Source organism: Rhodanobacter sp. UC4437_H4 (genome assembly GCF_052978425.1).
Genome location: NZ_CM129673.1, coordinates 2,796,637 through 2,812,849, shown reverse-complemented (window position 1 = coordinate 2,812,849; position 16,213 = coordinate 2,796,637). Strand labels below are relative to the sequence as shown.

Genomic DNA, 16,213 nt, shown 5'->3' with positions numbered 1-16,213 from the left:
ATGAACCTTCGTCAACGTCCACTTTCGACCGCGCTGCGCGGCTTGCTGTTCGGCGGCACGGCACTGCTGCTGTGCGCGCCGCTGGCGGCGCAGACGAACACGAGCGCCGACGGCACCGCACCTGCCTCGGCCACGACCACCGCGGCGAACGCGGACCGGCCCACCGAGCTTGGCGCCATCACCGTCACCGCGCAGAGCCGCAGCCAGCAGATGCAGTCGGTGCCGATCGCGCTGCAGATCGTCACCGCCCGGCAGATCGACACGCTCGCGGCCACCGACCTGAGCAAGATGAGCCTGTTCGTGCCGGGCCTGGTAGTCAGCGCCAACCAGCCGACCCAGCCCAACTACCAGTTGCGCGGCATCAGCACCGACGACTTCGGCGTGGGCACCGAGTCGGCGGTCGGCGTCTATATCGATGGTGTCTATGCCGCGCGTTCCGGCGGCGCCCTGCTGGCGTTCAACGACATCCAGCGCATCGAGGTGCTGAAGGGCCCGCAAGGCACCCTGTTCGGCCGCAATGCCGCCGCCGGCGCCATCTCGATCGTCACCAACGAACCCAGCGACAAGCTGGAAGGCAAGGCGCGCGTGCGCCTGGGCAACTACGGCAAGCGCTACGGCGACTTCCTGCTGAACCTGCCGCTCAACGCGGACATGGCGCTGCGCTTCAGCCTGTTCGACAACCAGAGCCACGGCTGGGCCCGCGACGCGGCCACCGGCAAGCGCTACGGCCAGGACAACGATCGCGGCGCGCGCGGCGTCTACCGCTGGAACATCACGCCGAACACCCGCGTGCTGTGGTCGTGGGATCACGAGGAGCTCAGGCAGCCGCCGCAGCCCGCCTTCGGCCTGATCCCGTCGTCGGCGTGGTCGGTGCGGCCGGACCCGAACGCGGGCGTGCTGAGCCCGCCGTACCCGGCCGACCCGGCGCAGTACCTCGACCCGCTGCACGCGCCGCTGTACAACGACGCGGTGGGCGGGGCCGAGACGCGGCGGTTCGACGGCTCCACCCTGATCGTCGACCACAGCTTCAGCTGGGGCAGCCTCACCTCGACCACGGCTTGGCGCCGTTTCGATACCCTGAACCTGGGCGACTACGACGGCACCAACCAGCGCACCACCTACCTCGACACCGCCAACATCGAGCACAACAACAGCTGGTACCAGGAGTTCAAGTTCGCCGGCAGCACCGACCTGGTCGACTGGGTCGCCGGCACCAGCTGGTACGACGAGCAGGCGCGCCAGACCAGCCGCACCGACGTGTTCACCGACAGCATCGACACCCTGGCGCTGAACGTGGGCGGCGCCGGCTACGCCGACACCTTCGCCGGTTTCGATGCGCTGCTGAAACAGTTCGGCCTGCCCTACACGGTGCTGGGCGATCCCTGGCGCGAACAGATCGACAACCACGGCCGCTTCAAGGCCTACGCGCTGTTCGGCGACGTGATCTGGCACCTGGGCGACAAGCTCAACCTCACCACCGGCGTGCGCTACACCCGCGACCAGAAGCGCTTCTCGTGGTTCAACCCGCAGCGCAGCGCGCCGGAGCTGGACCAGACCATCGACGCGCTCGACGCGATGGGCCTGCTCGCGCTGGCCGGCGTCAACCCCGAGGCGTTCCGCCAGAACCTGATCTTCAACCCCGCCACCGGCGCGCCGGTGGGCGTGCTGGTGCAGAGCTCGAACACCTGGAACGATCTCAGCCCGCGCGTGGTGCTGGACTACGCCTTCACCCCTGACGTGATGGTCTACGGCTCGGTCACCAAGGGCTACAAGGCCGGCGGCTACAACAGCGTGCAGGTCGGCTCGCACTTCGCACCGGAGAAGGTCATCAACTACGAGGCCGGCATCAAGACGCGGTTCCCCGGGCCGAACCTGCTGCTCAACGCCAGCACCTACTACTACCGCTACGACAACCGGCAGTCGCTCACGCTCGACCCCAACAGCACCGGCTCCGGCGTGCCGCGCTACCTGGTGGCAAGCACCGACCAGCAGGCCAACGGCGTCGAGGTGGAGCTGCAGTGGCAGCCGAACACGGCGTTCCGGCTGGGCGTCAACGGCGCGTACATCGACGCCACCTACCGCAACGCCACCGCGCCCTCCGGCGCCAGCCTGGACGGCCAGCCCACCGGCGAGCCGAAGTATTCGTTCGCCACGCACCTGGCCTACACCTGGCACGTGGCGCACGGCGCGCTGCAGTTCGACCTCAGCCACGCCTATCGCGGCCGGTCGCGCTGCAACAACGACTCGCAGCTGCAGGGCACCTGCCAGATCAGCCCCAACTTCCGCGTCGGATCGGCGCGCCAGAGCACCGACGTGCGACTGGGCTGGAGCGCGGCGGACGACCAGTGGGGCGTGGCGCTCTACGGCACCAACGTGTTCGACAAGCGCTACGTCACGGGCGTCAACAACATCACCACCAGCGTGTTCGGCACCCCGTTCGCCAGCGTCACGCCGCCACGGATGTGGGGCGTCGAGCTGCGTGCGCGTTTCTGATCCGGCCGGCGGCGCCCGCCGTTTGCGTGCATGCTGCAGGACCTGCCCCGAGTAGCCCATGACCACCGACCACGTTTCCACGCTCACCGACAGCCTGCGGCAACTGCGCGCCGCGCAGCGGGCCCGGCCGATGCCCGACTGGCCCGCGCGCGCCGCCCGGTTGCGCGCGCTGCGGGCGCTGCTGCGCGAGAACCGCGAGCGCATGGTCGAGGCCATCCATGCCGATTTCGGCTGCCGTCCGCGCGAAGAGACCGAGCTGCTCGAGTTCTTTCCCAGCCTGTCGGCGATCCGCCACGCGCTGGCCCATGGCCGGCGCTGGATGAAGCCGCGCCGGCGGCTGGCGGACTGGCTGTTCCTGCCGGCGCGTACCGAGCTGCGGCCGCAGCCGCGCGGCGTGGTCGGCATCATCGTGCCGTGGAACTACCCGCTCTACCTGGCCGTCGGCCCGCTGGTCGACGCGCTGGTCGCCGGCAACCGCGCGATGGTCAAGATGAGCGAGTTCACCCCGCGCTTCTCGGCGCTGTTCGCCGAACTGGCAAGCCGGCATTTCAAGCCGGATGAAGTCGTGGTGGTCACCGGCGACGCCGAGGTGGCGCAGGCCTTCTCCGCGCTGCCGTTCGACCATCTGCTGTTCACCGGCTCCACCGCGGTCGGCCACCACGTGATGCGCGCGGCGGCGGCCAACCTCACCCCGGTGACGCTGGAGCTGGGCGGCAAGTCGCCGGCGATCATCGGCCCCGGCGCGCGGCTGGAACATGCGGTGGAACGCATCATCGTCGGCAAGCTGCTCAACGCCGGGCAGACCTGCATCGCGCCGGACTACGTGCTGCTGCCGCGCGCGCGCGTGGCCGAATTCATCGGGCTGGCCGGCGAGGCAGTGGCGCGGATGTATCCGCAGCTGCAGCGGAACGCGCAATACGCCAGCATTGTCTCCGATCGCCAGTACCAGCGCCTCGCGGCGCTGCGCGACGAAGCGCGGTCCGCCGGCGCGCACGTGCACGTGCTGGGCGAAGCCACGGAGGATCCGGCGCGCCGGCTGCTGCCGCCGCAATTGCTGACTGAAGTCGACGACGGCATGGCGGTGATGCGCGAGGAGATTTTCGGCCCCCTGCTGCCGCTCGTGCCTTACGACACGCTGGAGGAAGCGATCGACCACGTCGCCGCCCGCCCGCATCCGCTGGCGCTTTACCTGTTCGAGCACGACCGGGGCCGCATCGACCAGGTGTTGGCGCGCACCCATGCCGGCGGCGTCAGCGTCAACGACACGCTCTACCACATCGCCCAGCACGGCCTGCCGTTCGGCGGGGTGGGCGCCTCCGGCATGGGCGGCTATCACGGCGAGGCGGGCTTCCGCACGTTCTCGCACCTCAAGCCGGTGTTCCGCCAGGCGCGCTGGAACGGCGCCGGCCTGCTCAACCCGCCATACGGCGCACGCTTCCGGCGCCTGCTCGACCTGCTGCTGCGGCGCGGCTGAGCATCTCCCCGCGCAAAAAAAACTCCCCGCCGAAGCGGGGAGTTCCGTCGTGCCATTGCCGCGGGTGGAGCCTCAGAACTTGTACATCGCCGAGAAGCTCAGCAGGTTGCCGTAGTCGTCGAAGTTGCCGGTCAGCGTGTCGCCGGTGCTGTTGGTCAGCGAGACGTGCGCGTTGTTGACGAAGATGTGCGCGTACGAGGCGTTGATCTCGAAGTTTTCGCTCGCCTTGTAGCCGATGCCGACGGTGGCCATCTTGCGGGTGGAGTCCGGCACGCGCGGGCTGCGGGTTTCCTCGTAGGTCGGGCTCTTGTCGACCGCGAGGCCGGCGCGCAGGGTCAGCTTGTCGTTGACGTAGTAGTCCCCGCCGACCGAGGCGTATACGGTGTTGCGCCAGTTGTACGGCTCCGACGTCTGCGGCTGCGCGTTGCCGTAGTTCACCGTCAGGTTCTTGAACACGTCCCACTTGGTGTACGCCACGTCGGCGCCGAAGCCGTACTTCTCGGCCTGGTGCCAGTAGCTCGCGCTGGCCACGGCCGGCGTGGTGAAGTCGGCGGTGCCGGTGGTGTGCGAGAACGGCGGGATCGAGCTGGCCAGCGCCGGGTTGGCCAGCAGCAGGTCGTAGCCCGGCGTGGTGGTGAAGTTGCCGGTACCCTGCAGGCGATGGCTGATCTTGGCGCGGTAGTTCAGCGCCAGCTTGTCGTTCGGGGTCAGCTTCCAGAAGCCGCCCAGCTGCCAGCCGTAGCCCCAGTCGTCGCCCTTGATGCGGGCGTAGCCGTCCACGCCCGGAGGCGTGACCGCCGCCACGCCGGCCGCGGCAGCCTGGCCCTGCTGCACGGCCGCCTGGATCATCGCCGCACCCTGCGCCGGCGAAATCTGGCCCGCGGCGATGGCCGCCTGGATCTGCGCGACGCCGGCGGCGGTCTGCGCGCCGATGCCCTGCTGGATGCCCAGGCCCACGGCGTTGAAGTTGACCGCGCTGGTCAGCTCGGCGCTGGTCTTCTGCGCGATGAAGCTGGCGCCCAGGCTGAAGTTGTCGGTGACGTCGAACGATGCCGACAGCGTGGCGTCCAGCGACTGGAACTTGGACTTGATGCCGTGGTAACGGCCGACCCAGTCCTTGTCGTACTCGGTCTGGAAGCCGAACGGCACCGAGAAGCCGCCGCCCACGTGCACGCGGTCGCTGACCTGGGTGGCGAAGAACAACGCCGGCACCGGCAAGGTGGTGCCGGCATCGCCGCCATTGCCGCCGCTGATCGGGCGACCCAGCACGTCATGCGCGCTGCCGTCGAACTTGGCGCTGAAGTTGATGGCGGTGACGTCGGCCTGCAGGTAGGTGCCCTTCAGCTCGGACATCGCGGCCGGGTTGTTGACCACCACCGAGACGTCACCGCCGGCGGTAGCGGAACCCGCAAAGGCGCGGCCCAGGCCCTTGGCGCTGTTCTCCTTGAGCTGGAATGCACTGGCATCCGCGTTCACCGGCGCAACCAGGGCGCCCACGATCGCAATGCTCAGCGCGGCGAGCGCCAGTGGACGGGCAGCGCCCGTGAGGGTACGGAAAGACGTGTGCATCGCTGGCTCCTGCATGATATTGGGTCAACTCGGTTAAGTCGGGCAGACGGACAGGAAAATTCATACGTACGTTTGAACTTCCTGCGCTGGACTTTGCCCTCTCGGACAAGGCGTTGCAAGTGCGCTCGCAACAAGTTACTAACAAGTGAGCTCCGCCCGGCAAACAAACCCGCCCGCCGATCCGCCGGCCGGCGCTGCTACTCTCGCCTCCCCGGCGCTTGCTCCCGCCCCCACGGTGCTGCCATGCAATGCTTCGTCTACGCCAGCCTGTCCAAGGCTGACACTTACCTGTGGCTGGCCGAACGCGACGCGTTCGACGTACTGCCCGAGCCGCTGACGCTGATGTTGGGTGAACTGCGCTTCGTGATGGAGGTGCAACTGACGCTCCAACGCAAACTGCCGGTGGAGGACACTGGCCAAGTGCTGGAGCACCTGCGCACGCAAGGCTGGCATCTGCAATTGCCGCCGCAGGAAACGCTGGCCGCCGCCAACCACCCCGCCTACACGCACTCGCCGCGGGATGATCGGGACGAGTGAATCGCGCATCATGGCGTTCGCGTTAACGCCTGGTTACCGCCTGCACGGTCCACGATTTCTATACTGCCGCCATGACCCAGACCAAATCCCGCCGTCGCCCTCCCTTCCTGCATGCGCTGGCCTGGTTCATTCCCGGCTTGCTGGCCGTGGCACTGGCCAGCTTGACCACCCATCCGCTGACCCTGATCCCGCTGCTGCTGGCCAACGCGCTGACCATGGCGGCCATTTGCCACGCGATCGGTTTCGATCCGGAACCGAGCTTCGCGCGCACCGTGCTGCGCCGCGGCGCCGCGCACCTGGTGATGTTTACCGGCTACACCGTGCTGGTATTCGTGCTGGTGGCCTGGCCGATGCTGCAACTGAGCCACAGCCCCAGCCTCAGCGCCGCCCTGCTGCTGGCCGCCGCGCTGGTGCTGGCGCTGGTCTCGCTGTGGCGACTGTGGCCGGCGTTCGGGCTGGTGTTCGTGTGGGACGACGCCTACCCGCCGCAACGCGACGGTTCATGGATCTTCACCGCCACCCTGCGCAGCATGGCGTTCGGTCGGCACCTGTCGCGCGAGGAGCGCTTCTTCACCCACTTCGTGCCGGCCGCGCTGTGCCTGCTCGCGCTGGCCTTCAGTGCGATCGCGCTGACCGGGCTGGTCGGCATGCTGCCGGAGGAAATGCGCCTGGCGGCGCTGGCGATCTATGCGCTGGTGATCTTGCCGCTGGCCTGCCTGGTGATCGCCAACCGCACCCTGCGCGCGTTGCTGTGCGAACGCCACCCGCCGCGCCGACGCGCCGACGCGAATCCGCTGACCGCTGAATTGCCGCGACCGGTGCTGAGTGAACCGGAGCGCATCGCCGGCACACCCGAACAGGCGGCCGCCTTGCTCGCCGCCGCCCGCGCCGGCGACATCGAACGCGCGCTGGCGCTGCTGGAAGTGGGTGCTGCCTGCGACACTGTGCCGCCGCCGGGTGATCGCGACCAGCGCCCGGTGCTGATGCTGGCGGCGCTGCTGCCCGACACGCGGCTGCTGCGCGCGCTGATCGCCAGCGGCGCCGACGTCAATCGCGCCAGCGGCGGGCTCACCCCGCTGCTGGCGGCCACCCGCGACAGCTGGCACGGCCGCGCCGAAGCGGTGCTGATGCTGCTGGCCAACGGCGCCAGCCCGCTGGCCACCGATGCCGACGGCAACACCCCGCTGCACGGCGCCGTGCTCAGCGCCGACGCCGGCGTGGCGGCGATGCTGCTCGACGCAGCCGCGCCGATCGACGCGCTCAACCAGGCCGGCCTGAGCCCGCTGGCCACCGCCTGCCGTGCCGCCAACTGGCCGCTGGCGAAATTCCTGCTCGACCGCGGCGCCAAGCCGGCCCCGGCCGGCGGCGAACCGGCGCTGGTCGCCGCCGCCACCATCGCCGACGACGACCCCACCGGCGTTGCCCTGTTGCTCAAGCACCGCGCCGCCGTCAACGCACTCGACGCGCGCCAGCGGCACGCCTTGCTCGGCGCCGCCGCCGAAGGCCACGAGCGCATCGCCCGCGCACTGTGCGATGCCGGCGCCGACGTCAGGCTGGCCGACGAGCACGGCGTTACCGCGCTGATGGAAGCCGCGCGCGCCGGCGCCAGCGGCATCGTGCAGCGGCTGGCCGAGGCCAAGGCCAACGTGCTGGCCCGCGACCAGCACGGTCGCGACGCGCTGATCCTGGCCTGCCAGTCGCCGCATGCCGACGTCGCCACCGTCCGCGCCCTGCTCGAACTGGGTGCCGATGCCAAGGCCGCCGGCGGCGACGGCCGCAGCGCACTCGACCACGCCAGCGCCGCCGGGCGCTGGGATCTGGTCGCGCTGCTGGACCCGGACACCGCGCTGCCCGCCAACCTCAGCCACGATCTGCTGGACGAAGGCGCCGACACGCCGCAACACCTGCTCGACGCGCTGCGCTTCGGCCACTGGGCCACCGTCTCCGCCTTCGGCGAGCGGGTGCGCTCCTGGCCGCAAGCCGAGCTGGCCCGGCTCTATCTGGAACTGGCCACGCCCGGGCTGGGCGCGGCGCGGCGCTGGCTGCTGGACCACGGCCTCGCCGCCGAGGCCCGGCTGGAGGCACCGCGCATCGACGAGCCCGACACCGGCGAAGCGCCTACCCAGGCACCGCTGGGACGGCGCCTGTTCGACGCCCTGCTCGAACGCCTGCCCGATGCCACCGAAGCGGTCGACGATCTGATGCAGGCCGGCGCCAGCCCCGCCGGTTGCGGTCTGCTGGCCGCGGCCCTGGTGCGGCTCGAAGGTGCGGCCCAGGCCGCCGCGCTGCCGCTCGGCCTGCTCGAGCGCGGCGCCGACCCGTTCGGCACGGACGCGAACCAGCGCACGCCGCTGCACCTGGCCACCCGCCACGCGCACGGCGACCTGCTGCAGGCACTGCTGGCGCGCGGCTGCGATCCCAACGCCCGTGACGGGGAGCAGCGCACGCCGCTGTTCGCCGCGCTGGAACATGGCGCCGCCGCGCTGCCGCTGGTGCGCAGCCTGATCGCCCACGGCGCCGACCCGGAAGCGGCCGACACCCACGGCGAGACGCCGCTGGGGCTCGCGCTGGAGCATCCCGCGCTGGAGCGCTGGCTGGACTGGCGCGACTGGCCGCTGCCGCAGCGACCGCTGCGCGGCACCGACCTGCCTGCCGCCGCCGCGGTCGGTGCGCTGGCCGCGGTGCAGCGCCTGCTGGAGCTGGGCTTCGCCGTCGACACCCGCGACGAGCAGGGCGCCACCGCGCTGCTGCGCGCCTGCGGTGCCGGTCATCGTGACGTGGCCGCCTGCCTGCTCGACGCCGGTGCCGATCCCAGCCTTCCCGCGCACAGCGGCGTCACCGCCCTGGTCGCCGCGGTCAGCGCACGACGCGAAGCGCTGGTGGCCCTGCTGCTGCAGCGCGAGGTGGCCGTCAACCAGCGCCTGCCGAACGACGCCACCGCCCTGATGGTGGCCGCCGCGCTGGGCTACCCGGACATCGCCGAACAACTGCTGGCCGCCGGCGCCGACGTCAAGGCGGTGGACAGCTCCGGCCGCAACGCATTGCACGCCGCCGCCCAGTTCGGCTTTGAACACAACGACAGCCTGCGCACCCGCCGCCTGTTCGACGGCCTGCTCAAGCACGGCGCCGAGATCAATCACGCCGATCGCGAAGGCAAGACGCCGCTGTTGCTGCTGCTGGGCGCGCAACTGCCGCCGGGCAGCGACGGCGACGCCACCCACCTGGGCGCGCTGGTCCCGCCGCTGCTCGATGCCGGCGCGCACGTCGCGCATGCCGACCAGCGCGGCGTCACCGCGCTGCATGCCTGCGCCATGCACGCGCTGCTCGCCCCGGCCCGCGTGCTGCTCTCGCGTGGCGCCGACCGCCAGGCCACCGACGCCTTCGGCCGCACTGCCGCGGAAGTGGCTCGCCAACTCGGCTTCGTCGACATTGCCCACGAACTGAGCGCGCGCAGCAACCAGGCGATCCCCAGCGTGCGGCAGACGCTGCGGCAACCGGCGGAGTAGCCGCTGGCCGCGTCTATTCGGGACTGTCCGGCGCCACCGGCCCCTTCTCGCGCTGGCGCTCGGCAGTGCGCTCCGCATCGGCCTCGAACAGCCGCTGCAGGTCGACCAGTGCATCGCGGGTGCTCTGCATCAGCTTGGTCTCGTCGTCGTAGACCAGCGCCTGCTTCTGCAGCAGGTCCTCGTCGTAGCGGCGGAAGCGCTCGACACGATCGACCGCCAGCTCGTGCGACAGGCCCAGTGCCTCCAGCGTCTTGCGGGTCATCTTGAGGCTGGAATGGAAGGTCTCGCGCACCGGGTCGTCCACGCCCAGGTCGAGCAGGCGAAACACGTGCTGGCGGTTGCGCGCGCGGGCGACGATCTTCAGGTGCGGATACTGCCGCTTGACCAGGCGCGCGGTGCGCAGGTTCGCCTCCGGGTCGTCGGTGGCCAGCACGAAGACTTCCGCGGTGGCCGCGTGCGCCGCGCGCAGCAGTTCCGGCCGCGCCGGGTCGCCGAAGAACAGATTGATGCTGCCGAAACGGCGCGAGAAATCCACCTGGTCGGCGGAGTGCTCCAGCGCCACGAACGGAATGCCCTGCGCACGCAGCACGCGGGCGATGATCTGGCCGACGCGACCGAAGCCGGCGATGATCACCCGCGGCGGCGCCGTGTCGATGGTGTCGAACTCGCGCGACGGCTGGCGCGGGCGCAGGTCCAGCGCCTTCGCCGCCAACACCACCAGCAGCGGTGTCAGCGCCATGCTCAGGGCGATCACCAGCATCAGCAGGTCGCGTTGCGCGACGCTGAGCAGGCGTTGCTCGGTGGCCAGCCGCAACACCACGAAGGCGAACTCGCCGCCGGCGGCCAGCAGCACCAGCAGGCGCAGCGTGTCCGAGCGATTGAGCCCGCACAGCCAGCGTCCCAGCGGCCACAGCAAGACACTCTTCAGCGCCAGCAGCAGCGCCAGCAGGGTCAGCACCAGGCCGGGGCTATGCCACAGCAGCGACAGGTCCATCGACATGCCGACGCTGATGAAGAACAGCCCCAGCAGCAATCCCTTGAACGGCTCGATGTTCGATTCCATCTCGTGCCGGTATTCGGAATCGGCCAGCAGCACGCCGGCCAGAAATGCGCCCAGGGTGGCCGACAGGCCCGCCAGTTCCATCAGCCATGCCACGCCCATCACCACCAGCAAGGCGGTGGCGGTGGACACCTCGACCGAGTCGGCCTTGGCCACGAAACGGAACACCGCGCGCAACAGGTAGCGGCCGCCGACCACCACCCCGACGATCACCCCGATCGTGCGCAGCACGCCGAGCAGGTCCACATGCGAAGCCGAGGACGCCGCCAGCAGCGGCAAGGCGGCGATCAGCGGAATCGCCACCAGGTCCTGGAACAACAGCACGGCGAACACGTGCCGCCCGTAGGCCGAACCCGCCTCCTTGCGCTCGGCCAGGATCTGCAGGCCGAACGCGGTGGACGACAGCGCCAGGCTGCCGCCAACGACAAAAGCCGCCTTGCCGTTGAGGCCGAACAGCCAGTACGCGACCAGGCCGATCGCCAGGCCACTGGCCAGCACCTGCGCGATGCCGGTGCCGAACACCGAGCGCCGCATCACCCACAGCCGCTGCGGCGACAGCTCCAATCCGATCACGAACAGCATCAGCACCACGCCGAACTCGGCGATGTTCGCCACGCCCGAGGTGTCGTGGATCAGCCCCAGCAGCTGCGGCCCGATCGCCACGCCGGCCAGCAGATAGCCGAGCACCGCGCCGAGGCGAAAGCGCTTGGTCAGCGGCACCGCGATCACCGTGGCGAGCAGGAACACCAGGGCCGTCTGCAGCAGATGATGGCTGTCCACGCGTGATCGGGCTCCAGTCGGGAGTTTCGATTATTTCACGCAGCCGCTGCTCCCGCCGCCTACCTTCGTCACACCGCGGTCGACCGGCGCCCATTCACATCCGGCGAGCCAGAAAAACGCAGCAGCGTGTCGAAGAAGTTCCCGGTGAACGACCGGCTCAAAGCAAAGACAATTGCCCGCCGTCGTAATCACGTGTCACTTCGGCGCGACGGATCATCTGCTGCACTTCCGGAACGGCGTGGACAGGTACCAATTCCACCTCCGGGTGGGCCCGGGCAAACACGCGGAATATCTCGTCGGCAAATGCCTGCCCAATGGTGGTGACATCGCTGAAATCGAGCACCACGTGGCGGAACCTGTCCACGCGTTGCATCAGCCGTTTGGCCTGCGAACGGGAAATCAGGTTCTCATCGCCGACCTGGGCAAGGCGAACCGGAACCACGGTTTTCGCAAACGCGTACTCGTCCGGACCACTGGAAAATTCGTCGAACACCTGCTTGACGGTACGCACGGACCCCGTGGATATGCCCATGGATACGACGGTGCCCTCCTTCGGCATGCCGTCGACATCGAACAACACGTCCTTGCCATGTCCTTCCTCATGGGAGAACACCAGTCCTCCGGACATGATCTGGAAGCGATCGAACATCCGCGAGGTGAAGAACACGCCTTCGCCCGAGTGATTTCGCGGATCCGTGGTGAACTTGCCTTTGGACAACTCCAGCAGCGCCAGGCGTTCGTCCGGCAACTCCAGGGCACGCGCGATTTTCCGGAAAATGCCGACACCATCATCGGCGATCATCATCAACAGCTCGTTATCACGCAATTCCATGTGCACTCCGACGTGCGTGGCCTCGGAGTGGTCAATGGCGTTGTTGATCATTTCCGTTGCACCGTGGTGGGCGATGTCCAGCACGGTGCGCGGCACGTCCCGCAACAAGGGTGACAATTGCGCCGACCAGAGGGTGTCCTCGGTCAGGCCCTCCCGTGGGTATCGCTGCCAAAACCGGCGGTTGTGGCCCATCGTGTAGACGGGTCGGGTCGTCCCGTCCTTGCGCAGGTAGCCCTCGGCCACCAGCTTGCGAACCTGAATGCTGACCCTCGCACCCGATAGACCCAGCTGGGCCGCCACCATGCCGACCAGGTCGCGCGGATGTGTGGCCACTGCTTGCAGCAGGGCGGCATCTATTTCGGCGGAACGACTGGGGCGAGCCATTTCCGGATTCTAAAGTTATGCCACCCTATTTGCTAGTTAAAGGGCGACTACTTGAAAGTCAAAGGGCCTGCTTGCGCAGGCCCTCCAACACTTGACGCTCTAAACGGCCTACTTCTTCGTTGCGTCCTTCAGGCCGCGGTTTTCCAGCATCGGCTCGATGCTCGGGTCCTGGCCGCGCCAGTCCCTGTACATCTTGGCCAGGTCCTCGGTGTTGCCGCGCGAGAGCACCATCTTGCGGAAGCGGTCGCCGTTGGCGCGGGTAAGGCCGCCGTTGTCCTTGAACCCGATGAAGGCGTCGTCGGCCAGCATCTGCGTCCACAGGTAGGCGTAGTAGCCGGCGGCGTAGCCGTTGCCCCAGATGTGCTGGAAATAGCTGGAGCGGTAGCGCGGCGGCACGTAGCTCAAGTCCACGCCGTCCTTCTTCAGCGCGGCGGCCTCGAACTTGTCTGCGTCCTGCACCGGTGCGTCGGCGCCAAGCATGTGCCAGTTCATGTCGAGCATCGCCGCGGCGACCAACTCGGTCATGTTGTAACCCATGTTGAACTTGCCGGCCTTCTTCATCTTGTCGACCAGCGCCTGCGGCATCGGCGCGCCGGTCTTGTAGTTCTTGGCGTAGTTGGCGAACACCTTGGGGTTGGTCGCCCAGTGCTCGTTGAACTGCGACGGGAACTCGACGAAGTCGCGCGCGGTGTTGGTGCCGGACAGGGTGGGGTATTGCTCGTCGGCGAGCATGCCGTGCAACGCGTGGCCGAACTCGTGGAACATGGTGATCACGTCATCGAACGACAGCAGCGCCGGCTGGCCCGCGGCCGGCTTGGTGAAGTTGGCGACGTTGTAGATCACCGGCTTGGTGTCCATCAGCTTCGACTGGCCGACGAAGTTGTCCATCCAGGCGCCGCCGCCCTTGTTGTCGCGCTTGAAGTAGTCGCAGTAGAACAGCGCCATCGACTTGCCGTCGGCGTCGAACACCTCGAACACGCGCACGTCCGGCTGGTACACCGGAATGTCCTTGCGCTCCTTGAAAGTCAGCCCGTAGAGCTGGTTGGCGGCGTAGAACACGCCGTTCTTGAGCACGTTGTCCAGCTCGAAGTAAGGCTTGATCTGGTTTTCGTCGAGGTCGTACTTCGCCTTGCGCACCTGCTCGGCGTAGTGGTTCCAGTCCCACGGCTGCAGCTTGAAGCCGGGCTGCCCGGCGGCCTTCTGGTCCTGGTCGATCTGCGCCTGGATGTCGGCGGCCTCGCGCGTGGCACGCGCCACCGCAGCCGGCGCCAGCTTCTGCATGAAGCCCATCGCGGTGGCCGGTGTCTTGGCCATCTGGTCTTCCAGCTTCCACGCGGCGTAGTTCGGATAGCCGAGCAATGCGGCCTCCTGCGCGCGCAATTGCGCCAGCCGCTCGATCGTCTTGCGGGTGTCGTTGGCGTCGTTCTGCTCGGCGCGGTTCCACGACGCCTCGAACAGCTGCTGGCGGGTGGCACGGTCGGTCAGATCCTGCAGCTCGGGCTGCTGGGTGGTGTTCTGCAGCGGCAACACGTACTTGCCGTCCTGCTTGCGATCGGCCGCGGCGCGACTGGCGGCGGCGATTTCCGCATCGCTCAGGCCGGCCAGCTTGCTCTTGTCGCCGATCACCGGCGCGGCGTCCTTGGTGGCCGCCAGCAGCTTGTTGGTGAACGCGGTGCTGAGGCTGGACTCCTCCTTGTTCATCGCCTTCAGCTTGGTCTTGTCGGCGTCGGACAGCTTGGCGCCGGCATGCACGAAGTTGTCGTAGACCACCTGGACCAGGCGCGCGGATTCCGGATCGAGCTTCAGCGTGTCGCGCTGGTCGTGGACCGCCGCGATGCGCTTGAACAACTTGTCGTTGAGATAGATCGCGTCCTGGTGGGCGGCCAGCCTGGGCGCCTCTTCCTCCTGCACTTTCTGCAGGGTCGGGTTGGTATTCGCCGCGGTGACGCCGTTGAAGACCGCCATCACGCGATCGAGCATCACGCCGGTTTTCTCCAGCGCCACGTAGGTGTTCTCGAACGTGGCCGGCTCGGGGTTGTCGGCGATCTTCTGCACCTCGGCCAGTTGCCGCTTCATGCCCTCCTCGATCGCCGGCTGGTAGTCGGCGTCGGTGATCTTGTCGAACGGCGGCGCCTGGAACGGCAGCGTGCTGGCCTGGAAGAACGGGTTGCTGGTCATGGCATCGGCCGGGGCGGTGACGGAAGCGCTCGCTGTCGACGTGGGCGCAGGCGCGGGCGTGGCATCGGCGCCACCCGGCGATTGCGAGCAGGCGGCGAGGGCGATCGTGGTGGCAATCACGAGCAGGCGGAGTCGAAGCATCAGGTTCCCCAACGTTGGGTGTCCGCGGCGGGACGGGATGGAAATGCAGTCCCCGACTTTACCCATACGGCCGCCGCTTTCCAAACGTTCGCAGGAAACTGCGGACCGCGGATCAGCGAAGCGCCATCACGCCACGCGCAGGTCGCGCAGCTGCCAGCCGCCGCCGATCAGCAGGAACAGCCGATGGCGCAGCACGCTCATCGGCAGGTCGGTGGTCAGCTCCACGTCGGTGCGCAGGTCGGCGACTTTCGCCGTCACCTCGGCGGCCGGATCGGTGTTGCCGAGGCTGGCGTCCACCGCATCCGGGTCGGGCTGCGCCGCGCGCCAGCGCTGGAACAGCTCATCGCTGCGCAAGGCGTGCTGCAGCGCGCCGGCGAAATCATTCGGGCCGGCACCGGCGTAGCTGAAACGCGGGTCCTCGCCGCGGGCGTGGCCGAGGTCGGCGATCGAGAGGTAGTAGCGGTTGCGGGGCATGGCCATTCCCGAAACGGGTCTGCAGCCATTCAAGCACGCACGCCGGTACGCCGGACGTGAAGGTCAGCCGAGCGCCGCCACGGCGGCGTGCAAGCGTCCGGCCGCCTGCGCCGGCGGCATGCCGTGCGGCAGCACGCCCAGGCACGGCGCCGGCAGCAGCTCGCCCAGCGTGGCCAGGTTCTCGGCTTGCGCTTCCATCGCCGGGTCGATGTGGTTGCCGATCCAGCCGATCAGGCGGCAGCCGTCGGCGACGATCGCGCGCGCGCTGAGCTGGGCGTGGTTGAGGCAGCCCAGGCGCAGGCCGACCACCAGGATCACCGGCAACTGCCATTGCCTGGCGATGTCCGAGGCGAACAGCTTGGGCGCCAGCGGCACCAGCCAGCCGCCGACGCCTTCGACCACCACGCGCTGGTGTTCGCTGCGCAGTTGTTCGAAGGCGGCGCGCATCGGCGCCAGCGTGACCTGCCGGTGCTCGCGCGCGGCCGCCAGATGCGGCGACAGCGGATCGCGCAACGCCACCGGGTTGATCCGCTCGTAGGCCAGCGCGGGATCGCTGCCTGCCGCCTGCAGGGCCAGCGCGTCGTCGTTGCGCAGGCCATCGGGCGTCGCCGCGCAACCGCTGGCCACCGGTTTCATGCCGCAACTGCGGTGACCGGCATCGCGCAGGGCGTGCAGCAAGGTGCAGGAAGCATGGGTCTTGCCGATGCCGGTGTCGGTGCCGGCGATGAATACCGCGGCGTGGCGGGAGTCTGTCATCGGGATGTCCGTGGCGAGGGCGCGCATAA

At 68.8% G+C, this 16,213-nt stretch carries 10 protein-coding genes; 4 read left to right on the top strand and 6 right to left on the bottom strand.

Annotated features, from left to right (window positions below):
* A complete protein-coding gene (locus ACVCL3_RS12785; RefSeq protein WP_447101488.1) occupies positions 1-2,493 on the top strand; it encodes a TonB-dependent receptor in 2,493 nt (830 codons plus the stop codon).
* A gap of 58 nt (positions 2,494-2,551) precedes the next feature.
* Positions 2,552-3,967 (top strand): coniferyl aldehyde dehydrogenase, encoded by a 1,416-nt coding sequence (locus tag ACVCL3_RS12780; protein ID WP_447101487.1) that lies wholly within the window; start codon positions 2,552-2,554, stop codon positions 3,965-3,967.
* A gap of 72 nt (positions 3,968-4,039) precedes the next feature.
* Here the strand turns inward: ACVCL3_RS12780 and ACVCL3_RS12775 are convergent, their stop codons facing one another.
* The gene (locus tag ACVCL3_RS12775; protein ID WP_447101486.1) at positions 4,040-5,536 is read right to left on the bottom strand and encodes an OmpP1/FadL family transporter; all 1,497 of its coding nucleotides are present in this window, start codon (positions 5,534-5,536) and stop codon (positions 4,040-4,042) included.
* Between the two features lie 243 nt (positions 5,537-5,779).
* Between ACVCL3_RS12775 and ACVCL3_RS12770 the strand changes: the two genes are divergently transcribed.
* Both ACVCL3_RS12770 and ACVCL3_RS12765 read left to right on the top strand, forming a co-directional pair.
* Positions 5,780-6,073, top strand: a complete 294-nt coding sequence (locus ACVCL3_RS12770) for a YcgL domain-containing protein (RefSeq protein ID WP_447097911.1) — start codon at positions 5,780-5,782, stop codon at positions 6,071-6,073.
* 71 nt (positions 6,074-6,144) lie between these two features.
* Complete coding sequence (locus tag ACVCL3_RS12765; protein WP_447101485.1) at positions 6,145-9,579, top strand: ankyrin repeat domain-containing protein; 3,435 nt, start codon at positions 6,145-6,147, stop codon at positions 9,577-9,579.
* A gap of 13 nt (positions 9,580-9,592) precedes the next feature.
* Here the strand turns inward: ACVCL3_RS12765 and ACVCL3_RS12760 are convergent, their stop codons facing one another.
* The 5 genes from ACVCL3_RS12760 to bioD all read right to left on the bottom strand — a co-directional run bounded on the left by ACVCL3_RS12760 (position 9,593) and on the right by bioD (position 16,184).
* A complete protein-coding gene (locus ACVCL3_RS12760) occupies positions 9,593-11,419 on the bottom strand; it encodes a monovalent cation:proton antiporter-2 (CPA2) family protein (protein ID WP_447097909.1) in 1,827 nt (608 codons plus the stop codon).
* Positions 11,420-11,576: 157 nt separating this feature from the next.
* Positions 11,577-12,635, bottom strand: a complete 1,059-nt coding sequence (locus ACVCL3_RS12755) for an STAS-like domain-containing protein (RefSeq protein WP_447101484.1) — start codon at positions 12,633-12,635, stop codon at positions 11,577-11,579.
* A 108-nt stretch (positions 12,636-12,743) separates the two neighbouring features.
* Positions 12,744-14,954 carry a peptidyl-dipeptidase Dcp gene (gene dcp / locus ACVCL3_RS12750; protein ID WP_447101483.1) on the bottom strand — a complete coding sequence of 737 codons (2,211 nt, stop codon included), beginning with the start codon at positions 14,952-14,954 and terminating at the stop codon, positions 12,744-12,746.
* A 126-nt stretch (positions 14,955-15,080) separates the two neighbouring features.
* Positions 15,081-15,428 (bottom strand): hypothetical protein, encoded by a 348-nt coding sequence (locus ACVCL3_RS12745; protein WP_395120400.1) that lies wholly within the window; start codon positions 15,426-15,428, stop codon positions 15,081-15,083.
* A gap of 63 nt (positions 15,429-15,491) precedes the next feature.
* Positions 15,492-16,184: a dethiobiotin synthase gene (gene bioD / locus ACVCL3_RS12740; RefSeq protein WP_395120401.1), complete on the bottom strand. Its 693-nt coding sequence runs from the start codon at positions 16,182-16,184 to the stop codon at positions 15,492-15,494.
* Positions 16,185-16,213 lie beyond the last annotated feature (29 nt).